Source organism: Microcoleus sp. B7-D4, assembly GCF_036705125.1.
Taxonomy (GTDB): Bacteria; Cyanobacteriota; Cyanobacteriia; order Cyanobacteriales; family Microcoleaceae; genus Microcoleus.
The window spans coordinates 40,514-63,198 of the sequence record NZ_JAUBTT010000018.1; the positions used below are offsets into that span (position 1 = coordinate 40,514).

At 46.3% G+C, this 22,685-nt stretch carries 21 protein-coding genes and 1 pseudogene; 12 read left to right on the forward strand and 10 right to left on the reverse strand.

The genetic code is table 11. The annotated features are described in order from the left end of the window. Positions 1-7: 7 nt before the first annotated feature. Together QUB12_RS09765 and QUB12_RS09770 are read left to right on the forward strand one after the other, a co-directional pair. A complete protein-coding gene (locus QUB12_RS09765; RefSeq protein ID WP_333142830.1) occupies positions 8-613 on the forward strand; it encodes a VWA domain-containing protein in 606 nt (201 codons plus the stop codon). Between the two features lie 72 nt (positions 614-685). Beyond that, positions 686-1,192, forward strand: a complete 507-nt coding sequence (locus tag QUB12_RS09770) for a salt stress protein, Slr1339 family (protein ID WP_333306549.1) — start codon at positions 686-688, stop codon at positions 1,190-1,192. Positions 1,193-1,590: 398 nt separating this feature from the next. On the opposite strand, the gene QUB12_RS09775 is transcribed toward QUB12_RS09770, so the two are convergent. The 4 genes from QUB12_RS09775 to QUB12_RS09790 all read right to left on the reverse strand — a co-directional run bounded on the left by QUB12_RS09775 (position 1,591) and on the right by QUB12_RS09790 (position 8,036). After that, positions 1,591-2,130 carry a dCMP deaminase family protein gene (locus QUB12_RS09775; RefSeq protein WP_333306551.1) on the reverse strand — a complete coding sequence of 180 codons (540 nt, stop codon included), beginning with the start codon at positions 2,128-2,130 and terminating at the stop codon, positions 1,591-1,593. Further along, entirely contained in the window at positions 2,127-3,677 is a 1,551-nt protein-coding gene (locus tag QUB12_RS09780; RefSeq protein WP_333306553.1) for a thymidylate synthase, read from the reverse strand. The genes QUB12_RS09775 and QUB12_RS09780 overlap by 4 nt, the downstream gene beginning before the upstream one ends. Positions 3,678-3,883: 206 nt before the next feature. Continuing rightward, positions 3,884-5,215, reverse strand: coding sequence for a response regulator (locus QUB12_RS09785; RefSeq protein WP_333306554.1), 1,332 nt, complete (start codon positions 5,213-5,215; stop codon positions 3,884-3,886). Next, positions 5,208-8,036, reverse strand: coding sequence for an ATP-binding protein (locus QUB12_RS09790; RefSeq protein WP_333306556.1), 2,829 nt, complete (start codon positions 8,034-8,036; stop codon positions 5,208-5,210). Before QUB12_RS09790 ends, QUB12_RS09785 begins: the two co-directional genes overlap by 8 nt. Positions 8,037-8,189: 153 nt before the next feature. Here QUB12_RS09790 and QUB12_RS09795 point away from each other — a divergent pair, with 153 nt between their 5' ends. Then, positions 8,190-8,384 carry a hypothetical protein gene (locus QUB12_RS09795; protein ID WP_333306558.1) on the forward strand — a complete coding sequence of 65 codons (195 nt, stop codon included), beginning with the start codon at positions 8,190-8,192 and terminating at the stop codon, positions 8,382-8,384. Positions 8,385-8,606: 222 nt separating this feature from the next. Here the strand turns inward: QUB12_RS09795 and QUB12_RS09800 are convergent, their stop codons facing one another. After that, on the reverse strand, positions 8,607-9,230 hold the full coding sequence (locus QUB12_RS09800) for a Uma2 family endonuclease (protein WP_333142835.1): 624 nt from the start codon (positions 9,228-9,230) through the stop codon (positions 8,607-8,609). 144 nt (positions 9,231-9,374) lie between these two features. Here QUB12_RS09800 and QUB12_RS09805 point away from each other — a divergent pair. The 4 genes and pseudogenes from QUB12_RS09805 to QUB12_RS09820 all read left to right on the forward strand — a co-directional run. Next, positions 9,375-9,611, forward strand: a pseudogene (locus tag QUB12_RS09805) (HD domain-containing protein); the annotation flags it as partial. A 134-nt stretch (positions 9,612-9,745) separates the two neighbouring features. Beyond that, complete coding sequence (locus tag QUB12_RS09810) at positions 9,746-10,087, forward strand: hypothetical protein (protein ID WP_445300659.1); 342 nt, start codon at positions 9,746-9,748, stop codon at positions 10,085-10,087. A 50-nt stretch (positions 10,088-10,137) separates the two neighbouring features. Further along, positions 10,138-11,274, forward strand: coding sequence for an ABC transporter ATP-binding protein (locus QUB12_RS09815; RefSeq protein WP_333142836.1), 1,137 nt, complete (start codon positions 10,138-10,140; stop codon positions 11,272-11,274). 546 nt (positions 11,275-11,820) lie between these two features. Beyond that, entirely contained in the window at positions 11,821-12,219 is a 399-nt protein-coding gene (locus QUB12_RS09820; RefSeq protein WP_333142837.1) for a hypothetical protein, read from the forward strand. 69 nt (positions 12,220-12,288) lie between these two features. On the opposite strand, the gene QUB12_RS09825 is transcribed toward QUB12_RS09820, so the two are convergent. Then, positions 12,289-12,522 (reverse strand): DUF4327 family protein, encoded by a 234-nt coding sequence (locus tag QUB12_RS09825; RefSeq protein ID WP_333255834.1) that lies wholly within the window; start codon positions 12,520-12,522, stop codon positions 12,289-12,291. A 150-nt stretch (positions 12,523-12,672) separates the two neighbouring features. Here QUB12_RS09825 and QUB12_RS09830 point away from each other — a divergent pair, with 150 nt between their 5' ends. Continuing rightward, entirely contained in the window at positions 12,673-12,831 is a 159-nt protein-coding gene (locus QUB12_RS09830) for a hypothetical protein (RefSeq protein WP_333306560.1), read from the forward strand. 56 nt (positions 12,832-12,887) lie between these two features. On the opposite strand, the gene QUB12_RS09835 is transcribed toward QUB12_RS09830, so the two are convergent. Continuing rightward, positions 12,888-14,687, reverse strand: coding sequence for a glycoside hydrolase family 3 N-terminal domain-containing protein (locus tag QUB12_RS09835; protein ID WP_333306562.1), 1,800 nt, complete (start codon positions 14,685-14,687; stop codon positions 12,888-12,890). A 153-nt stretch (positions 14,688-14,840) separates the two neighbouring features. After that, positions 14,841-15,251, reverse strand: coding sequence for a 30S ribosome-binding factor RbfA (gene rbfA / locus QUB12_RS09840; protein WP_333142840.1), 411 nt, complete (start codon positions 15,249-15,251; stop codon positions 14,841-14,843). Positions 15,252-15,447: 196 nt separating this feature from the next. Here rbfA and QUB12_RS09845 point away from each other — a divergent pair, with 196 nt between their 5' ends. Both QUB12_RS09845 and sipA read left to right on the forward strand, forming a co-directional pair. Beyond that, positions 15,448-15,651, forward strand: coding sequence for a hypothetical protein (locus QUB12_RS09845; RefSeq protein ID WP_333142841.1), 204 nt, complete (start codon positions 15,448-15,450; stop codon positions 15,649-15,651). 129 nt (positions 15,652-15,780) lie between these two features. After that, positions 15,781-16,020 carry a regulatory protein SipA gene (gene sipA, locus QUB12_RS09850; RefSeq protein WP_333101820.1) on the forward strand — a complete coding sequence of 80 codons (240 nt, stop codon included), beginning with the start codon at positions 15,781-15,783 and terminating at the stop codon, positions 16,018-16,020. A gap of 120 nt (positions 16,021-16,140) precedes the next feature. Here the strand turns inward: sipA and QUB12_RS09855 are convergent, their stop codons facing one another. Next, positions 16,141-19,506 carry an EAL domain-containing protein gene (locus QUB12_RS09855; protein ID WP_333306565.1) on the reverse strand — a complete coding sequence of 1,122 codons (3,366 nt, stop codon included), beginning with the start codon at positions 19,504-19,506 and terminating at the stop codon, positions 16,141-16,143. A gap of 208 nt (positions 19,507-19,714) precedes the next feature. On the opposite strand from QUB12_RS09855, the gene QUB12_RS09860 reads away from it, so the two are divergent. Together QUB12_RS09860 and QUB12_RS09865 are read left to right on the forward strand one after the other, a co-directional pair. After that, positions 19,715-20,014, forward strand: a complete 300-nt coding sequence (locus QUB12_RS09860) for a hypothetical protein (protein WP_333142843.1) — start codon at positions 19,715-19,717, stop codon at positions 20,012-20,014. Between the two features lie 191 nt (positions 20,015-20,205). Continuing rightward, positions 20,206-20,646 carry a pentapeptide repeat-containing protein gene (locus tag QUB12_RS09865; protein ID WP_333142844.1) on the forward strand — a complete coding sequence of 147 codons (441 nt, stop codon included), beginning with the start codon at positions 20,206-20,208 and terminating at the stop codon, positions 20,644-20,646. Between the two features lie 162 nt (positions 20,647-20,808). Here the strand turns inward: QUB12_RS09865 and crtH are convergent, their stop codons facing one another. Further along, positions 20,809-22,353 carry a carotenoid isomerase gene (gene crtH, locus QUB12_RS09870; RefSeq protein ID WP_333306567.1) on the reverse strand — a complete coding sequence of 515 codons (1,545 nt, stop codon included), beginning with the start codon at positions 22,351-22,353 and terminating at the stop codon, positions 20,809-20,811. Positions 22,354-22,685: the final 332 nt, after the last annotated feature.

Here is a 22,685-nt window from a genome sequence, read left to right on the forward strand (position 1 = left end):
AAATCTTATGCTTCAGAACCGCGATTATACCATAATTATTGACAAAAGCGGCAGTATGTACACAAAAGACCAGATAGGCGGTAAAAGTCGGTGGGCGCTCATGCAAGAATCGACGATCGCATTGGCGAATAAATGCGAAGAACTCGATCCTGATGGCATAACAGTTTATGTGTTTTCCGGTCGCTTCAAGCGATATGACAACGTAACAGCAGCTAAAGTCGTGCAAATTTTCCAAGAAAACGAACCTTCGGGAACTACGAATTTAGCTGCTGTTCTGCAAGACGCCCTGAACAGTTATTTTCAGCGCAAAGCATCCGGTAAGACCAAGCAAAATGGGGAAACAATATTAGTGGTGACGGACGGGGAACCGGACGATCGCAAAGAAGTGATGAAAACCATTATAGAGGCTTCGCGGAAGCTCGATCGAGATGAAGAGCTGGCGATTTCTTTCATTCAAGTAGGGAATGCGCCGGAAGCTACTAAGTTTCTCAAAATATTGGATGACGAACTGCAAAGCGCCGGGGCTAAATTCGATATCGTTGATACTGTCACGATGGATGATATTGAAGGAATGACCCTGACAGAGGTATTGCTGAATGCAATAACTGATTGAGGAGGCGGGCGAAGTTCACGCGATTATATTTGGGCTAGTTGGCCCAGCAGCATTTTTTAGGGGGTTTAAGTTATGGAATCTATCGATCGCCTGTTAGGTGAACTTAAGGCAGAGTATCAAGCATCTCAAAAAAATGCTGAGTTGAAAAGTCAGACGCCGGTGCAAGCACAAGCGCCTGTGCCACAAGCAGCAGTGCCGTCAAATCAAACATTTAAAACATCAGATATAAATTTGTATGCTGGTTCTTTGGATAAGGATTTAGCTCAAATTAAGGCTGAGTACGAAGCACAAAATCAAGCTCAGGAAGCAGTTTCACAGCAACCGCTTAAGGCTGAGCACGAAGCACAAAATCAAGCTCAGGCAGTGGCTTCACTGGAACCGCAGCCAGCAGAAAAAGTGGCGGGGCAGCAGTTGGACGTACAAACGCACAGACAGAAAGTTAGGCAAGCTCAGGTTTGGCTGAAAAAGTTGGATAAAAATTCCGATGAGGGATATTGGTTCGATCAGTTTGCTTTTAAGTATTCTTCGAGGATAGATGCGGCGATCGACTATTTGCAAGCGGTGAATGAGTTTGATTGATTGAACTACACGGTATTCACAATTTGTCAGGACGTTTTTGGGTTAATTGCCATCTCTATTTGTGGTAAGGACACGGCAGTGCTGTGTCTTTACAAAGGGTAAAATAAATATCACTTGTATCATATCAAATCCGTTAGCATCGGAATAGTAAATCCGAGTTCACTGTTCACTGTTCACTGTTCACTGTTCACTGTTCACTGTCAACAGTCAACAGTCAACAGTCAACAGTCAACCGTCAACCGTCAACATCATGTATGAGTGTAACCGGAAATGATATCACGCGGGATTTAGGATACGGCAGTGCCGTATCCCTACAAATTGCCAGCAAATAAATATCATTTATAGGAACACAGCACAGTTATTTCCTGTGGCTGCCACAACCACGGGGAGGATTGATCCTATACTAAATTTTTGGCCACAGATGTAGGATTCAACAAAAACAAAGCCGCCTTTTTTGCTGTATCTTCAGATAGCTGAATTTGTTTTAACTCAACAATACCTTCACTGATAAAAGTATCTCTCAAAGCAGCTTTTTCTCCGCTGTTAAAACTCGTTTCGTAAAACACTTCTCGAATTCCAGCCGCAATGACTAATTTCAAACAATAGATGCAGGGTTCTAAGGTGACGTAAATACTAGCCCCAGCAGTAGATATACCGTGTTTAGCAGCTTTGGCGATCGCATTTGCTTCCGCGTGAACCGCCCTTGAGGGCAAAGTTTTGCTCGCGTCGCAACTACTCAAACCTGGATAGCAGAAGCCTTGAGTAGTACAGTGTGCCGAACCTGACGGCGAACCGTTGTAACCCGTTGCTAAAACTTGCTTGTTTTTAGTTATCACGGCGCCTACAGGAAAAGCCAAACAAGTCGATCGAGTAGCAGCCAATTTTGCTAACATTAAAAAGTATTCATCCCAAGTCGGTCTGTCTTCTTCTAAATTCATCGTCTATCCTGGATGTATTGCTTGCTCGTTTTCAGACACTCGGCCGCCTTTTGCAATTCTATTCCCAAATAACCAATATGATCGGGTTGGATGGCAGGGGAAGCCGCACAAATTTCTCGCACTAACTTGAGAGGGTTTTTTCCAGAATAACAGGTGACAACTTCGCCGCTGCCCGGAGTGGTTTGCGTGACAACTATTTGATTGTCTGCTACTTCAACTAAAAAATTGCCCGCTGCATCGAAAAAGTCTCTATCTTCGCAGATTTTAGCATATTGGGTTTGAATAAGTCGATCGGCATTTTCAAAGGTATCGTCATACAAGTGAGCCGATTGACTCAGCGTTACCAACGGGCCCATTGTCAAATTATAATCGGAACGCCTCGCAATTTCATCTCGAATGTGCTGCTGCAAAGCCCGCAAGCCCATTGCATTTGCCGGCCAAGCCGCAAACATATCGTTACTGCGGAGAGTTGCTGTTAGCGATATTTCCTCATCCACAACTCGCACCCAAATGTGATTTAAACAAGGACTGCCGCTGTGCTGGTGGTCGGAGGAACCGTCAGGCCTTCTGTTAATATTTCCGCCGGCATCCCACAAACTAATTACAGCACTTGCCGCGTCAATTTCCTTAATTAGTTTGGCAATAACTTCTTCAATTTGATCGCGTCCAAACCACGACCGCATCCGCTGTGCGTAGGTATATTTAATGCCTTCGTTATATGGGGCATCTTCCAGCATTTGCGGTTTGTACTGTTCGAGAAAATCACGGTCTATTGGTAAGTAATTCGGTTCAGGAAAATAGAACTCCGCAGGTTCATCTGTAATCACTGCCATTAAGTCGATTAATTCTTGCCACTGTCCGTCGTAACCAGTCGGCCGCAAGGTGCCGGTGGTCTTAATTCGGTGGATAATTTTTACCCAAGTTTCGGCGATAGTTTTGCCTTCGATTCTGTGTCCGTATTTCTGGCCGGGGAGTACAGTCGGGACGATTTCGACTAACGGAAAAGTTACGGGTTCTCCCCAAGGTTCCACAGATTCTTTTTCGGAAAAAGACTTGACAAAGGTCACTGTGTCGGCTATATTTTGGGCTTCTTTCCATTCTATTGAATGACGCAATAGTTCTAAGGCTTCTGCCGCTATTTCAATATCAATGTAGCCAAATATTGAAGATTTAATTAGCCAGCAATCTCTACCAGTATCGCTTTTTCCCGCTTCAAAGCCGTTGCGAAAAAAGTCGAGTAAGCACGCGGCAGCACCGGAGTTGCTGTCTTCTTTGGTAGCGTTGAGAATTACTAAAAAGCGGACGTGGGGATTGCACAGCAAGTTTCTAATTAAGAAGTTGATGCCGCGAGTAGGAGAGTATAGTTGTCCGATGACAGCAAACTCGTTGGGTTGTAATTTTTTGCCGTTAGCGCAGCCCTTGGAAAGGATCGCACTTTTTACTGTCCAGCCGCTGACAATGGCTGTTTGCCCCGTTCCACAAATTAATTGATTTGGTTTGTATAGGGGTTTGTACTCAAATTTATTGACGAGATTTGTGGCTGTCATGGTTTACCGTTTTTTGCACCGCGTAAGCTGTTGGGCATCTAAATTGTATTTTTTGGGCGGGCGAGACGCCCAACCCCTACTCCCCACAAGACTTTTCTTAAATTTGACTCTACAATTTAAATGCACTTCAGCTTACTACTATATCAATAGTTTGGAGGGTTTGAAGAGGGGATTAATCAGGTTTCTGCTGCCGCTGCAACGATTTGTTATACTGCGTCAACGCAGATCCTTGCCTGAATGTCTTTTACAGCGATCGCCCTCACCGGAATTGAAATCACAAACTCTGTACCTTCACCTAAAGTTGAGTTAACTTCTAGAGTTCCAGAGTGTTTCTCGACTACGATTTGATGAGCGATCGCCAATCCCAGCCCTGTTCCTTGCCCCACGCCTTTGGTTGTAAACAAATGCTCAAAGATTTTTGGCTTCACCGCATCCGTAATGCCAATCCCATTATCCTGAATTCGGATCACTGCCTGAGATTCCGACAATTGGGTTTTGACAGTAATCTGGTTGGGGTTGGCTTTGATCTGAGCAAAACTGCGTCCTTTATTTGATTCCTCAAGGGCATCGATCGCATTTGCCAGCACATTCATAAATACCTGATTCAACTGTCCCGCAAAGCATTCTACCGATGGCAGATCGCCATAGTCTGTGATGACTGCAATTTCCGGGCGACATTCGTTGGCTTTGAGGCGATGCTTGAGAATCAAGATTGTGCTGTCAAGCCCGTCGTGGATATTGTAAGGAATGGGGCGATCGCAATCCGAACGCGAGAAGGTTCTTAAACTGGTGCTGATTGTGTGAATGCGATCGACTCCTTCTTGCATCGAATCAATTAACTTGGGTAAATCCTCTTGTAAGTATTCCAAGTCTATTTCCTCCAGGAACTCCTGTAGCGTGGCACTTGGATAAGGGAGTTCTTTTTGGTAGAGAGCGATAACTTGAAAGAGGTCTTTTATACAATCCTGAGCGGGTTTCAGATTACCAGCAATAAAGCCAAGCGGGTTATTAATTTCGTGCGCGACACCCGCCACTAAATTGCCCAAAGCAGACATTTTTTCGGTGTGGACTAACTGAAGCTGAGACTGTTGCAGTTGTGTGAGTGCTGCTTCTAAATCAGCGGTTTTCTCAGCTACACGCTGTTCGAGATTTTTAGTTAACTGCCGTAGCTGCAAATGAGTTTTTACCCGTGCTAGCACCTCCTGTTCTTGAAAGGGTTTGGTGATGTAGTCCACAGCACCCAGGACAAATCCTTTCACCTTACTATCGGCATCGGAGAGAGCGGTCATAAAAATGATGGGAATACTTGCGGTTTTCGGATCTGCCTTCAGACGCTTGCAGGTTTCAAAGCCGTCAATTCCTGGCATTTGAACATCGAGTAAGATCAGATCCGGAGGATAAGCTTGGACTCGCTTAAGAGCGCGATCGCCATTGATTGCGGTTGCTACTTCGTACCCCGCATCACTTAAAGTTTCACAAACTACTTCTAAGTTTGCAGGGGTATCATCCACTACCAGAATTAATTCAGGACTAGACATCGGCTTTCTTCTCTGTGAGATGTTGTTGTAGCAACTCTTCAATCTCTTCGGCTTTAAATTGCTTGGCCAACTGAAGAATTTTTGAGGCAAAATTAGCGTAGCGAGGGTTAGATTGAGCAATATGCTCTGTGTGCGATCGTAGCCGTTTTAAGTTGCCTTGTTGTGCCAATTCTAGTAACTTTTTTAAGTCTACCGCAGAAGGAATAATCATCCCTTCTGGGTTCTCTAATGCAGTGGTTGGAGTGGATGGTTCAGACTCGTTGGAGCCGGTCATTTCATATTTCCATTTTAATTCCAAATGAGTGGCTAAGAGGTTAAATAATTCACTGACTTCCACTGGCTTTGCCAGGAAATCATTTCCCCCTGCATCTAAACTCATCTGTCGATAGGCTTGTGATACTGATGCAGAAGAGACTACGATCTTCTGGTGTTGCAAATCCTTTGCACTCCGAATTTGTTTGAGCAGTTCAAAGCCGTCCATGACTGGCATTGCCAAGTCTGTAATCACTAAGTCAGGTTGAGACTGTCGTATTTTTTCCAATCCTGCTTGTCCATTTTCTGCCTCACTAAGTTGGAATCCTAGCGGCTCTAACAAGTTGACCAGAACGGCTCGGTTTTCCCAACGATCGTCTACTACAAGTATGCTGCGTCGTTGTCCTTCGTAACCAATAATTTGTTTTCCTGTTGTGAAGGAGTTTTGCTGTACCCAATCGGTGGCGATCGCCAGTTCCACCTCAAAAAAGAACTCACTCCCGACTCCGGGTTGGCTGTTAACTTGGATTTGTCCGTTCATAAGTTGGACAATTCTTTGGCTAATTGCCAGTCCTAAACCGGTGCCCTCGGCTTGGCGCTGGCGATCGCCCACTTGTTCAAAAGCCTGAAAAATTTTCTCCAAATGATTGGGCGCAATTCCTACACCCGTATCCTCAACTTGAAATTTGAAAGCAGGAGTGGATGGATTGGGAGGATTCTCAACTACGGCAACCTTGAGCGTGACAGAACCTTTGTCGGTGAATTTAATCGCATTTCCCACCAAGTTGAGTAACACCTGACGCAGCCGTTTTTCATCGGCAAAAATCCCTTCAGGCAAATGTGGATCGGGCTCGTAAACGAAGCCAATGTTTTTTTGGTCGGCACGAATGCGGCAGATTTCAGCGACACCTTGGAGGAATGAGGGAAAGTGAATCGCTTGAAGTGCGAGTTCTAATTTACCGGCTTCAATTTTGGACAAGTCCAACACATCGTTAATCAGCGTCAGCAAATGAGAACCACACTGGTGAATGATTTCTACCCCATGACGTTCTTTCGCTGGCAATGCGCTGCTGCGGTTGAGGATTTGAGCATAGCCCAAAATACCGTTGAGGGGAGTGCGGAGTTCGTGGCTCATGTTGGCAAGAAATTCGCTTTTTGCTTGGTTTGCGCCATCGGCTACCAGTTTTGCTTCTTTCAGTTCTGCGGTGCGTTCCTCAACACGGCTTTCCAGTTCGATAAAGGAGGCTTTGAGTTGACTCGCCATCTGATTAAAGGAATCTGCCAGCGATTCTAATTCACTAATGCCTTGCACCTGAAGTGTTTGATCCAACTGTCCCGAACTAATTGCCTGACTGGCTTTTTGTAGCTGCAAAATCGGTTTGGTAATCCAACTCGAAGTAAAAAGACCCAGTATAGTCGTCACCACCAAAGCCCCTAGACACAGCAAAATTGTGGTGCGAGTATTGGCATTGATTTGTGCCATGAAATCTGATTCAGGCACTACAACGACGCTGAACCAATCGATACCTCGTTCGTCTCGAATGGCGGAAACCTGCACGAACTGCCGTTGGTTGGCCAGCATAAAATCAAGCTGTTGATTCTGTGCAATAGCGTTGAAGTTGCCAAATCGATCGAGGATGGCTTGCGCGGTGGTACGAATTACAAGATTTTCAGACTTGACGGCAGGAATTTGTTGCAACTCCTCATTTTTAAGATCCAGAATGTAAGGCTGTTTGATCATGGAACTGGCAATCAGATTGCCCGATCGATCTACGATAAACGTTTGTCCCGTTTGACCCACCTTCAACTCGCTCAGAAAACGATGAATCTTGTCCAGCCGAAAGGTGCTTTTTTGCACCCCTAGTAACGTTCCATCGCGATTGTAAATCGGCTGGGATAGAGCCAGCGTAGCCGATTGATACGAACTGCTGACGTAGGGCACAGATGTCCAGGCTGATTTTCCAGCTTTCTGTACAACTTGATACCAGGGTCGAGTCCGAGGGTCAAACTCTGCCTGAGTTTTGAGCAGTGCGACTCGTTGACCTCGATCGTCAAGTTTGTAGAATTGGCGTTGAGGTAGACGCGCTTTGTCACTGAGGCGAGAAACGATGCCGTCATTGATTGTTGTCTCTAGGGCAATATTCATTCCATCCTCTAAACCAATTTGCACGTCTTCGAGGGTATTTTGGCTGACTAACCGCCACAAAGTTCGTTCCAGTTTGGTGAAATCTGTTAAATCAAGCTGACTCTCTTGGGCGGCAGCTACGATCACTTGTCCGGCAATATAAGGTTTTTCCACATAGTTTAGAACTTGCAGGTTGAGGCGATAGCTCATCTCTTGTCGTAACTGACTGGCAACTTCATTGACTGCCTTCTGTCCATTTCTCAGAGAAATATATCCCGTTAATCCAACTGCTGCAAAGATTTGTACAACAAACGGGACAATCAAGAGCGATCGCAGGGAAAGTTTGCGCTTAAGTTTAAATAGATTCAGGGATGAGTTTGGCAGAGACATGGTAGTAGCTTCTCTATAAAATAGACTTTGAGGAATTGCTAGCTTGATATTCAATCCACCTTGGTAAAGCTTTCAAGGCGCTTAAATTCCTGCCTAGACACCGACGCTAACAATTAATGTCGTACCTCCAACCAGCAGTCGCATTAGCAAGCTGCAAGTGGTTTTCTCTTTCTCACGCAACTGCAACAATCGCCCTCGTTGGTTGATGTGCCGTTGGTTGCTGGAGTGGCTGGGAGACTGCGATCAGCGGGCGATCTGTTAGCCGAGTGTTTTTTTAGTAAATCGGGCGATCGTTCTGGCTCAAATTTAAAGGCGATCGCACTCCACCAACAATCTCTCAACCTCATTCCAATGGAAGACTACCGTTTACAGAAAATCCCAAAGAAAGCCCTGGGCTTTTAGTCGTGGGATGAATCTGCTTACCCTTTAGGGTCAGTCCTTTTCAGTCTATGCCGCAGTCCCCTAATTAGATGTTAACTGTATCAATACTTCAAAGTTACCTGTAGGTCGATCTTAAACTCGATTTGATCGTTCCCACATTCTCATTAAACCCAGTCTTAAGCTAAAGTTTCTCACCGTGAGTTTCTCTTTTTAGGATTTTAATAAATTAGTTTAACAAATACCTCAAGCCAACAATTCACTCACAGCTACGCTAAAACCTGCAAGCACACTTTGAGTGTTAACAACTTCATCCGTATTAAACAACCGCCAGCGTTGCCCTGCATTGACAAATATTAATCTAGCTTCAGGAAACAACAACCAAACTTCTAAACATCCCGATTCCAAATATTCCTGAGCTTTCGCAAATAACTCTTCGCCGCTATCTTCCGGAGAAGCAACTTCCGCTATCAAAGGAAAACTTTGGGAAAATGCTGTAAAATTGCCTGATTCTGGCAGCAGTTCAGGAGTAATGTAAGCAACATCGGGACGGCGACCCTGTTTGTTAGTGCGGCAAAGTATTTCGGTGAGAACTTCTCCTCCCTGTCCGCTGGAGTCTTTGTAATTTCCCCAGTAACGGGCTAATTTAGATTGAGCTAGACTGTGCTTGAATGTCATTCCTGTTTTCTCCACTAAGTTGCCGTCAACCCATTCCATTCTATCAGCAGGTCTGACTAAAAAATCTGCCAGAGATATGACTTTTTTAGGCTCAGATTCTGGCGGAATTTCTGGTATGTTTTCTAATTTTTGCGGTAATTCTGGCTCGGAGTTTTGGTCGGGATTTTTTGGTATAATTATAGTAGCTGTCATGCTCGCAACCTCGGTTTAACGATTATAAATTTACAAGCGATCGCTCTCGATCGCATTCGATGACATGATTGAAATTGGTAGATTTTGTCTTTTCAACTTAGCCGGACAATTTATATATCATAGCAATTCAGAAAGGTGACTTTCATGATTCTCTCAAACCGTTTTTCAGAAGCCCTCACCTATGCCGCCGAATTGCACGCTACCCAAGTTCGCAAAGGTTCCGGCGTGCCCTACATTGCCCATTTGTTGGGCACTGCTAGTATAGCTTTAGAATATGGGGCCAATGAAGATGAGGCGATCGCAGCTTTGCTTCATGATGCGATCGAAGATCAAGGCGGCGCCACCACCCGCGAAGCCATCCGCCGCCGCTTTGGCGATACCGTCAATCGATTTTAGATTTTAGATTTTAGATTTTAGATTGAAGAATTGACCCCACCGATAAATTCGGGGGGCAAGTTTCATCAGATACAGGTTTTTTATTTCTGGACGGATGAATCACGTGGCGGGTATCCTGGATGCTTTCGGTCACAGCGATTGTAGACGGCTGTACCGACAGTGACGCGACGCCGAAACCCCCTTGGCGTCAGCGAAAACAAGCTTATATCGATCGCATTTCTACGGCTTCTGCCTCGGTCAGATTAGTCTCGGCTGCTGATAAACTTTATAATGCTCGATCGATCCTGAAAGATTCCCGTCAATTAGGAGATACTGTTTGGGAACGCTTCAAAGGCGGCAAAGAGGGTTCTCTCTGGTATTATCGTTCTTTAGTAGAAGCATTCCGCAAAGCTGAGTTAACGCCTATAGTTGAAGAATTAGACCGCACAGTTTTAGAATTGGAACAGTTTTCTGAACGCTGAAAGATGAAGGTAAAAAGCACTAATTATCAATTACCAATTACAATTAAAAAATGGCAAATGTTCGCTTAGAAAATATTACCCGACGCTACCAAAACGTCACCGCGATCGAAAACATCAGCTTCAAAATCCCGGACGGGGAATTTTGGGTATTAGTCGGGCCCTCCGGCTGCGGGAAATCCACAATTATGCGGACAATTGCAGGTTTAGAAACCGCTACTTCCGGCAATCTTTACATCGGAGATAATTTAGTTAACAACATTCCGGCGAGACAGCGGGATGTAGCAATGGTGTTTCAAAATTACGCGCTTTATCCGCACATGACTGTCGCAGAAAACTTGGCATTTGGATTGCGGATGCGGAATGTTGACCCGACTAAAATTCAAGAACGAGTCGAAACAGTAGCCCGATCGCTCTCGATCGACCATCTCCTCAAACGTAAGCCCAAACAGCTATCAGGCGGACAGCAGCAGCGGGTAGCACTGGGAAGGGCGATCGCCCGCGAACCGAAAGTATTCCTTTTAGATGAACCGCTTTCTAACCTCGATGCTCAACTGCGAGATGACACTAGAGCCGAGCTTAAACAACTGCATCAACGGCTGGGAATTACCACAATTTACGTCACCCACGACCAAGTGGAAGCGATGACTTTAGCGGATAAGATTGTAGTCTTAAATGGGGGAAAAATTCAACAAATTGGAGACCCGCAAAGCATTTATGCGAAACCAGCTAACCGCATGGTTGCAACATTTTTAGGCAATCCCGCCATGAACATTTTGCCGGCCATTTATACTAACGAATCCTTTCAAATAGGAGAGCAAGCTTTAGCCTGTCCGCCCTCGATTCAGAAAAAATTGCAGGCGAGAGAAGGACAAGGATTTGATTTGGGTATCCGTCCAGAAAATATAGAAATCTTTACGCCACAAACAGTAGAAGATGATGATGATTTGAAAACCGATGTTTGGGCTTTAGAAAAAGTTCCCCTCGATGTAGAGGTAAAAGTAGTGGAACCTCTGGGGCGAGAAACTTTAATTCGGGCGAGTTTGCCTTCGGGGAGCGCTGAAACTACTGTACAGGTGCAAGTACCTGCGAGTGTTCGCTTGCGATCGGGCGATCGGCTGACGGTACAGCTTGACTTCGATCGACTATTTATATTTGACCCTTCCACCGGTGAAGCGCTGTATCCTTAACGGGCTTGAACAGGACTTACGCACGGGTAATCAGCCACCGCAATACGCTTGGGTTAACACTGTTAATTCCGGGCGAGATCCCCCTAAATCCCCCTTAAGAAGGGGAGTAGGGGTTGACTTTGAACAACTTCTTGTCCCCCCCTTCGTAGGGGCGGTGCCAAGAGTGCCCGCCCTCTTGGCTAGGGGGGATCAGTCTTATCTGAACCGTATTGAATCAGCCACCGGGGTTTTTTTAGTCGCCGTGCCTAAGTCCTCTTCAATCTAAAATCTAAAATCTAAAATCTAAAATAGACTGAGCCTTCCAGTGGGAAAGTCTCGATTCGTAGTTACAAAAATTTACACTTGACATTTATTAATTTACCAAGTAATGATACGATTAGTATTGGCACAACGACAAAACGTCCCCCCAAAAGCTGATATTTCCTGAATCGGGGCGATCGCGACCCACAACGCCAGCATCTTCGCGCTAAGAAGCGGCTTTACGCCCTCACTTGGGAGCAACTGGCGAACCCAAAACTCAGAAAAACGTTCTAGCGGCATTTTTAGATGAATCCCGACAACCTGCCTCAAATGCTGCAAACAGGATTTCACCTAACTTTAGGTGCAACTTCCTTTTTAATTGAGACATTGCAAGATCCCCTGAAGCGAGAAGAAAATCTTGACAAACTGAAGTCAGATTTTGGCCAGCTAGCCGATGATCTGCTGGAAAAAGGAGAAATGACTGAGCGAGAAGCCCGGAATTTTGTAGATACTATTTTCTCTCAACCGGGCGATCGGGAGAATGCAGACAGCGAATCTGTCTCGTCCAAGCAATCAGATGCAGCGACTGATGCTCCTCCCGAGTCGGTTGTACAGCCTAACGTAAAGCTAGAGATTCAAGAATTAACAGCACACATGGCAGCGCTCAGAGCCGAGTTGGAAAATTTGCGCGCCGAAAATTCCTAGTATTAAAGAATCAAGAGTCTTTAACACAGCCGGAGTTTACTTGCCAACTTAATTTAAGAGAACCAAACTTTAGTCATTTTCCCATTTTTCAGAACCGATCAGGTCGGCGATGCGATCGCGCAGCAAGAAGTCGCATTTTTCTAATTCGCACTCTACACAAGCCCATTCCCGGGGGGGAATGAATTGGCACAGCGTGTAGATAGGCTGTTGGCGGCTCAGCACGCCCTCGTGGACGAGGTGACGCGCTTCATCTTGGATCACATCTAAAGAGTATTGGATTTGGGGAATAGTGGAGTGAATCATAATGCGCCCTCAATGTTTTACTAAAAAAATTTATGGCCCTGGTAATAATATAGTCCAAACTTACGAATATGGAAGTTAAATTTTGTCCGTATACAGCTATACAATTCACTGCCGTCAATTTAAAAAAATTATAGGAACGATCAGTAAGTGATGGGATCTGTCTTAGGATGTGGAGAAGCAGCACATTTTCCCCACAAGCAGGCGGATCTGCTGGAAAGCTCTATTGAGAACTTAGGAACCCGCGTCCAATTCCCGGTTTCTGGATACTTCGCCACCAAAGGCAGAATTTCTCGCGAGAAACCGGGTTGATGAATTTCACTCCTAACGCAGCAAGCAACAAAGGAAAGATTCCGAAGTCGGGCAACTCAAGCATTGCCCTTTGCGTCAATGCCGAATAGCACTTCTAGAACGATAGATTGCGCTGCCGGCATCTGCCCAAAACAAAATACATAGGGAATACTCGGAGGCAAGTGTGGCAAAAATTGCTCTAAAACGTAGGGACTGCCGTAAATTAACACGGCTTGCAGTTCTCCCGTTTTTAATAATTTCTTAAACCAATCTTGAGCTGCTTCGGTCAAACCAGCACTGCCTCGGAAGCAATTGCCGCGAATGAAAATTTGCAGCAGTGTCGGAGAAAAATGCTCTGCACCTGTATTATCAGCGATCGCCCCTGTGCGATCGTCAATCAGTTGCAATTCGTAACCAAACTGTTCGGGAAGGGCGATCGCCGGAGTGTGGTTTCCCAAAAACTCGCACCCCAAAACATCATCTACAACAATCAAATTCCGCAAAAGCTGGTTTTCTGCTGGTTTTGCCACCTGCAAAGGTAGATTGCCGCCAAATTTCAAAGAATCTCGCAAAATATCGGCAGCAGTGGCCCTTGCCTGGGGAGTTGCCAGCAAACCTAAGTCGATCGACTCGATCGATTCTAAATTCTTGCTCCCCCCCTTAGCAAGGGGGGGTTGGGGCAGGGCTTTTTCATTCTCGGTAGGGGCCGTGCCCCCGTGCCGGTCCTCTTGGTCTGATCTGCCGATCGAATCCTCTAGGTCGGGGGTAGGCACGGGGGCACTACCCCTACAAAATTCATGTTTTTGGTGAGAATGAAACAGCCCTGGGGGTTGGGGGGGGTCAGAAATCGGCAAACCCACCTTTATTTTCGCTTTCCAAATTCGCTTGACAGATTCCTTGATTTGTGATAGTGGAATTCGCCCTTGAGTGACAGCTTCGCAGACAGCCAGAATCGCCCCTTCCGGGTCAAGCGGCATCAGCAAAACATCAGCACCAGCCTGGGCCGCCAAAACAGCAGCTTCATTAGCGCCGTACTTATTGGCGATCGCACCCATCACCAAAGCATCCGTCACGATCAAACCTTCAAATCCCAACTCTTCTCGCAGCTTCCCGATCAAAATTTTGCGAGAAAGAGTAGCAGGAAACTCCGCATCCCAAGCCGGAATCAGCAAGTGAGCACTCATCACAGCATCGACCCCAGCAGCCATCGCCTCAACAAAAGGAGGCAACTCAACCAGGGCTAATCTCGCTGGCGAATGCGGCAAAACCGGCAATTCCAAGTGAGAATCAACCGCCGTGTCCCCGTGACCGGGAAAATGCTTAGCTGTAGTCAAAAGCGGGTGTTGGCCTGCGCCGCGAATAAAAGCAGCGGCTAATTTCCCCACAATTTCCGGTGTCTCGCCAAAAGCGCGGACGTTAATCACAGGATTGTCGGGATTGTTGTTAACATCAACCACCGGTGCGAGAATCCAATTTAGACCGATCGCCCTAGCTTCGATCGCAGTGACAGCGCCCATTTGTTCAGCATATCGATCGGCTTTACCTGCATCGTGCCGCGCCACTTCGGCAATTGCCATCGGCGGCCCGAACCAAGTTGCCCCTGCGAACCGCTGGCCGACACCTTCCTCAATATCAGCCGCCAGCAACAGCGGAAACTTAGCCCAAGACTGCAATTGGTGCGATCGAACTGCCAACTCTGCAGCACTTCCCCCGACCAAAATCACCCCACCGACGCCCAAATTTTCCAGATAATAGCGGAGTTTGCTAGCAGTTGGTTCCCATTCCCGATAGCGAATTTGGTGGTCGAACAAGCAGCCAGAAGCGCGCACCACGAACATCTGGGCCACCAGTTCTGGTAAGGAAAGATTGTCAATCATTCGATTTTAGATTTTAGATTTTAGATTTTAGATTTGGGCATCGGGCATCGGGCATCGGGCATCGGGCAAACAGGGAATCGGGAATCGGCAAAACAGGGAATTGGGAATTTTCCCTATCTCCTTCTCTTCCCCTCTTCCTTCTTCCTTCTCGCTTCAATCGGGACTTTCATCCTCAGCGAATTCTTCATCGGGATCTAAAATATCCGGTTTGCGATCGGCAGAAAGCTGATTCAGCAGTATCAACATTTTATCGCCGCGTTCCAGGGAACGGTCTTCGAGAAATACTACTTCCGGTGTCCGGCGCAGTTGCACCCGTTGGCCTAACTGGTTGCGGACATAGCTAGTTGCCGATTTCAAACCTTCCATAGTTTCGGCCTTTGCCTCATCAGTACCGTAAATGCTGACAAAGATTTTTGTATGCTGAAGGTCTCCCGAAACAATTACATCGGTAACGCTAACCATACCGGCACCTACCCGATCGTCCTTAATGCCGTTGAGCAACATCAGGCTGACTTCCCGCTTAATCATTGAAGCTACGCGCTCAATGCGACGACTTGTAGCCATAACAACTATCCCCTACTTTTAGATCGGCCGTTTTCATCCCAATAGACAATTGTAGCGCGATCGGTCAGGGGTGTTACGGGCGATCGTCCAAGTTAGGGGTGAGATACAGCTTAGAGGAAAAAAATGTTTGATTGCCTATAGGTGAATATATAGCTAATATAGAGAGGTAGAGTGAGATACAGCTTAGAGGAAAAAAATGTTTGATTGGATTGTCAAAACAGTAGCCGATGCTTCAGGGGTAACTAACCAGCTAAAGATAGCTGAATGGGCAAGATTGAACAGGACTAACCCTTTCGATATGGGAGCCAAAAACTACCAACGATGTGTTTATGACTTAGAGTTAGGGGGAAAATATTATGAACTTGAATATAACGAAGATGGCAGCCTAAAATATCAATAATTGGGCCGATTATTCCCTTAATTACGCTTCATACTTCTCCATTTTATTATCATCCCTCATCAATCCATCAAACAGAAACATTTATTGTTAAAATTCATTGATTAGCGTGTTTTTTAGGGAATAAAATTCATGGAAAAAGAATTTACAATCGGTCAAAAAGTCCGAGTTGTGGCTATGCCACCTTACGTCAAAACTGCCGAACCGATGCCGATGCTGCGGCCTGCGAATTTAATTGCGATCGGCGCTGAAGGCGTTGTGATCGATCGGCGTCCCGGCAATTATTGGGGCATTCGCTTTGAAAAAGGTGCTTTTCTGTTAGACAGTCAGTACATTGAAGCGGCGGAAACTACTGTAGAAGGTAATGGCTAATGGAAAATGGGGAATGGGGAATTGAGATCACAACTTAACATCTCCTTTTCCTTGTTCCCTCAACATCCCTCCCTTAAATCCGTTAAATCCCATTGCTTGCTCGTTGCCGAACTTCCTTCTTCAACAAGCCAGCTTCGCCTCAAAAGCCAAAGAATTAACAGGAAACTCCCCCAAAACTTCCTCTAAAATCGGAGATGTGAAGTTACAAGGTTGAGGCTTGCCCAAATGATAACCTTGAGCGTAATCTACCCCAAGTTCATTGAGTTTATCCATAATTTTTTGATTCTCAACATACTCCGCAATAGTTTTAATTCCCATGACGTGAGCGATTTTGGTAATAGCTTCCACCATTGCAACATCAATAGGATTCTCGACAATATTCTTAATAAAATTGCCGTCTATTTTGAGATAATCAACCGGCAAGCTTTTCAGGTAAGCAAAGGAAGACATCCCGCTGCCGAAGTCGTCCAAGGCAAACTGGCAGCCTAGTTCCTTGAGTTGCCAAATCAAGCTTGCTGCCTTGCTGAGATTACCGATCGCCACGGTTTCGGTAATTTCAAAACAAATTATTTGCGGCGGTATTTGATGGATGGAAAACTGTTCCTGAATAAACTCGATAAACTTTTCTTCGTTGAGGCTGTCCCCAGAAAGGTTGATTGAATAAATGCTGGGATATTTGCCAAATAAGGATTGCGGATTAGACAAAAGAGAGCAAGCAGGGAAGGTAACTATTTTATCGCTGCCTACTCCAGGGTCTTGGACTAATAAATTGGCCGTGAAAATTTTAGATAAATTGCTAAATAAAGTACGAATTACCCAGCGGTCGATCGCGTGCATCAAGTTGTAGCGTTCTGCCGCCGGAATAAACGCCATCGGCGACACCAACTCACCAGTTTCCAACCGGAGGCGCAGGAGGATTTCGCAGTGGGTTCCGGTGGTTGGAGAATTGAGCAAAGGTACGATCGGCTGAGAGTACAAGCAAAAGCGATTCTCTTCTAATGCTTGATTAATTTGCACCACCCACTCGGTTTCGCCGTGCTGTTTGATTAATTCTCGATCGCCTGCTTGATAAACCTGTACCCGGTTGCGACCTTTATTTTTAGCAGCGTAGCAGGCCATATCGGCCGCGCTCAAAATCGCAGATGTCGATGCTGTTTTGGGATTGATTGCGACCAAACCGATACTGACGCCGATCGAAAAAGTTTTGTCCTGCCACGCAAAGCGGAATCCCTGAATGCTTCGCAGCAGCGTTTCAGCAACGTTCAATCCTCGTTCGACGGGACGATTGTACAGGAGTACAGCAAATTCATCGCCGCCGAGACGCGCCAAAATATCGGTTTTGTGGATATTGCTTTTAAATAGCTGGCTGACTTGGCGCAGCAGTTCGTCCCCTGCAGCATGACCGGAGGTGTCGTTAACTATTTTGAAGCGATCGAGATCCAGGTAAAGCATCACGTGTTCTTGCCCGTAACCTTGAGCGCCGTGTAGGGCGTGCTCTAGCTGGTACTCAAATTCCCGGCGGTTGACTAATTGCGTCAGAGGGTCATGAGTTGCCTGCCAGGTGAGTTGCCGCGCTTGAGTTCGCACTTGGGTGACATCTCGGAACACAACGACGGCCCCGACAATTTTGCCGCTGCTGGCGTGGATGGGGGCGACGCAGTGGTCGATCGCAAATTCGGTGTGGTTGCGGGCAATCAGCAAGCTGTTGTGTCCTTGGTCAACAATCCGACCTTCGCACAAAGCGATTTCGGCGATATTTTCGATCGGCAGCCGGGTAGTTTCGTCAACTATTCTCAGCACGCTGGCGAGGGGCAAACCTTTAGCTTCCAATGTAGACCAACCAGTAAGTGTTTCGGCAACTGGATTAAGGGTGGAAATGCAGCCGTCGGCGTCTGTCGCGATTACGGCATCGCCGATCGATTGTAGAGTAACATGAGCGAGTTCTTTTTCTTCAAAAAATGCTTGTTCCATGCGCTTGCGATCGCTAATATCCCGCTGCACCGACACCCAGTGGGTAACGTTCCCGGAGGTGTCGGCAATAGGTACGCTGTTGAGTTCCACCCAATAAGTTGAACCGTCTTTGCGGTAGTTAATCAATTCTAGGCGTAGGGGTTCTCGGCGAGAGAAAGCACGGCGAATTTTATCGACTTGGGTGGGGTCGCTTTCTGGGCCGCGCAAGCAACTGGGGGTTTGTCCGATGATTTCTTCGGGTAGGTAGCCCGTCATTTGGGTAAAAGCTTCGTTGGCATAGATGATGGTGGGGTCGGAGATATCGCTGTCTCCGGCATCCATAATCACGATTGCGTCGTTAGCGTTCACTACAGCAGATTCTAAAAGGTGGAGTCTGGCCTCGGCCCTAACGCGGGTAGCAATTTCGCTTTCTAATCTGGCGTTAGTCAAGCTGAGGGATGCGATCGCTTTTTGCAATTCCCTAGTCCTTTCTGCCACTGAATCGTGCAGAATATCTATCGCCCCGGACATTTCCATCGGGTCAAGTACGCGCAGTATGTTGGTTTGAGTAACTATTCCCAGGAGTTCTCCCTGTTCCCCCGTTACTACCAACCTGCGGACTAAACGCTGGTGCATTTCCTGATGAGCTACCCACAGCGAGTCTTCTTGCTTGAGGCTAAATAAGGGGGTACTCATCACAGTTTGGGCGATCGTTTGCGACAAATCTATATCTAAAGCTTGAAATTCCACAATATCCCGTTCTGTGACGATACCTACTGGAATCGGGAACGGTAAATCCCTCGATAATTCTGTTGATTCGGTAATTACCACGCAGCTAACGCGGTGCTCGGCCATCAACTCGGCTAAACTCATAACTGACGCGGAGCGAGGTGCTTGAATGACTTGTGCGGTCATTACTTCTTTCACGCGGCGCATTTTTAAGATATTTGCCGGTTTCAGCATGGCTTGGCGAATGCTTTCCGGGGTAATTACTCCTAAGAGTTGACCTTCACTATCCACTATTGGCAAGTGCTTAATTCTTCGTTGCCCCAGGAGAATTAGGGCACTGAAAATGTCTTGAGTCTCGGATTTTGTCAGAGTTGCTGCCGGCTGCCTCATTACTTCTGCGATGGTGACACCTTTTAAGTTTTTGCCCGAGGCAATCAAATCGACAAGATCCCTTTCTGTAAAGATTCCTTGCAAGTGAGAATGTGGAGCCGAGTGCGAGGATAATTTTAAGAGTGATTTTTCCACGACAAAGACGCAGATACCTGTCGCGTCTCTGCACGCGCTTGAGGTGGGGGGATTTGCGATTTCTGTTAGTGGCTGATAGATATCGGTTGGTGGAATGTCTGCGTTTAGAGAGCAAATTCCGCGCCGTTGGCCCATCAGGGTAATTACTTCTGCTAGTGGGGTATCGGGCGCAACTGTCAAGGGGTAGCGGTCTATTACTTGAGCTAAGGTTGGCAGATACTTGGAGGAATCGTTTTTGAGCATATTTAATTGAGTTTTGCGATCGCGTAGACTCTGCGACATTCCAAAAAAGTGCTGATTTCCAAGCACTAGGTGGATTTTTACGGCGCTGCTGAGACCTAATTAAAATTTATTGTTAAAAATGCAGCCGAGCTTGGGCCGGGGATCGGGGCTGTGACTGCTTTTCCTCTACCTATAAAGTTATAAGCTTATCTTTATTTTAAATTAAATTTTCTGTCTCGTGACACTTTTATTAAAAACCAGGTATTTTTTGTCAACTTTTTGGGGAGCATCTCACCTTTGCAGCCAAGCTAGAAATTGGAGTTTTGAGGCAGGAGGCAGAAGGCAGGAGGCAGAAGGAAAGAGGAAGAAGGAAAGAGGAAGAAGGAAGGAGCCAGAAGAAGGAAGGAGCCAGAAGAAGTATTTTTACAAATATGAGATGCTCCCACTTTTTGCGATAAGATCGCAGCTAAAATCATCCATAGCATTGCGAATCATCTCCATCTTCAGAAAGACGCATCGGTTGGCTATCCGGGTTAACCTAGAAAATGTTACTACAAAAAGGCACTGAATTAAGTTAGGCAGTGTTAAGTTTTGCGAAATTATGTTTTGCAAGCTGGTCGAGACCATGTATGCGTTGTTGAGTGCAATTGATATCACAGCCAATGTGTGAATTAGATCGCAACTTCCGAAAACAACCGTGGTAAGATTGTAGATATCAAGACAAGAACTTGAATACAGAGTCTGTGAGGAAAAGGGATTATGAAACGCAATCTATTAGCCGCTACTTTTTTAATTACTCCCCTACTGTTGGCTGGCCCGGCTCGCGCTGAAAATCCCGCTCACGTCCAACAGTTATTGTCAACCGGGCAATGTTTTAAGTGCGACTTGTCAGGAGCAGATTTAATGGGAGCCCATTTAATTGGTGCTGATTTGAGAGAAGCAAATTTACGAGGCGCAAACCTATCTAGTGCCAACCTCGAAGGCGCGGACTTGACGGGTGCTAACTTGACGGGTGCTAACTTAACCCAAGTTTTTCTGACTAATGCCAGTTTAAATGACGCAGACCTCGATCGGGCAAATCTGACCGCGGCCATCATTAACACCACTGACGTATCCGGCGCATCAATGGAAGATATGACCATCACTAATGCCAAAATCTACAATACCCAAATCGGCGTCGGCGGCAGCTACGACCAGTAAACTTCTTAAAAGAATGGAAAACGCCAATTTTCAGTTTAAAAACCCGGTTTCTATCCAGAAACCGGGTTTTTAGTCTTTTTGTAGGAACCCTCGAAGCCTTGTCTTACATTTTCTCTCGTATTTCAAGCGAACAATCTGACGTACCCTACCCTACCACGACCACTAAAAACCCAAATCAACCGCAATTCGGTGCGCGCAAGCAAACCCAGAAAACGCCACCGCATTTAAACCCTGTCCGGGAAACGTACTGTCACCCACACAATACAAACCAGGCATAGAAGTTCGATTAAACGGCATTCCCAGCAAACCCATTAACTTCTGTCGCGGAATCGGCCCGTAAGTTCCATCTTCGCGCCCCAAAAAGCGGCGGTGAGAACGCGCTGTCCCCACTTCCATATAATCCAAACCGGCATCTAAACCGGGAAAAATCTTTTCTAATCTTTCAATAATTCTCCCTCCAGCCTCTTCCTTTTTATCCTCATATTCCTGCTGCGAAAGTCCTTCCCACTGTTCCATCCAACTCGAAGTAAAAGCGTGAACGATGTGATATCCTGCGGGAGCTAAATCCGGGTCGAGCACGGTCGGAATGGACACCAAAACAGTTCCCTCTGGCGCTTCCATTTTGTCCCAATCTTCTAACAAAATGTGGTGGCAGGCACTACCGGCAGGGATTACGCTTGCTTCCACTCCCAAATGCAAACTCAAGAAACTGGGGGCTTTTTGATAGCGCTGCTGCCATTTCTTTTCGCTAGCGGGCATCTCTTCTGCGGGCAGCAATTTCTCAAAAGTATCCCACCGCGTGGCGTTAGAAACTATGCGCTTGGCGCGGTAAACTTCGCCGGTTGCTAGCTCGACTCCGACAGCGCGGCCGTTTTCTGTTATAATTTTTTTCGCCTTAGCTTTGTATTGAATTTTTCCGCCGCATTTTTCTAATCCTTCTACTAATTTTTGGGCGATTTGACCGACTCCGCCTTTGGGATAATTGATGCCACCGTAATGTCTGTCGGAAAATACCATTCCGGCATTAATCATCGGCGTCAAGTCTGCGGGTACTACAGACCAGTAGTAGCATTCCATGTCGATAAATTTCAGCAAAGTAGGGTCTTTTATGTAGCGCCGCGCAATGTCGCCAGTATTTTGAGGCAGATATTTTACTAATCCCAAACAGGCTAAAGGATTCTGAAAAAAGACTCGGACGAGATAGCCGGGTTCTTCTAGGGATAGCAATTCCATGCCGTTGAGGCAGTTGAAGACGTTCCAGCATTCGCCGTAAAATTTGTGGATTCCTTCGCGTTCGTGAGGGAACCTGTCTGTTAATTCTTGCAAGTATTTGTCATAAGCCTGGGGAACTTCAAGTTCCAAGCCGCTGGGTAAGTGATAGTGAAGCTGTACGGGGTCGGGAATGGTTTCTAAGGTGACGTTGACTGCTTTCAGGGCGCGGGTGAGGAGGTTGGTGGTGCCACGCTGTCCGAAACCAAATATCATGGAGGCGCCGACATCGAATCTGTAGCCTTCTCGATCGAAATATCCAGCGCTACCCCCCGGAATTGTATAGCTTTCGAGCACTAAAACTTTGGCTTTCTTAGCCGCTAGCTGGGTGGCTGTCACGAGTCCACCAATGCCGGAACCGATGACAATTACATCAAACTCTTGCTCTGTAGGGCGGGAGTTGGGAGAAAATAACTGGGATTGGGTAGGAGCTGACATTGGGTTAAAAATCTTAATATTTCTATGATTTTACAGTCGATCGCTCCAGAAGCAAGAAGTTCGGCAACGGATTATGTAGCGGATGTAACGGATGTCAACAAGACCGAAGTTCGGCAATGCCCGATGCCCTGTTTGCCCGATGCCCTGTTTGCCCGATGCCCTGTTTGCCCGATGCCCAACGCCCAATGCCCCTGCTTCCCAAAAAAATGCGGGAACAGTCTACCATTGCCGACTGCCCCCGTCTGCCGATCCTTTGAGAGGAGAACACTAAAAATTACTATAGCCTTGTTGCTAATTAATGTCAATACTATTGGAAAAATATTTCAATAAGC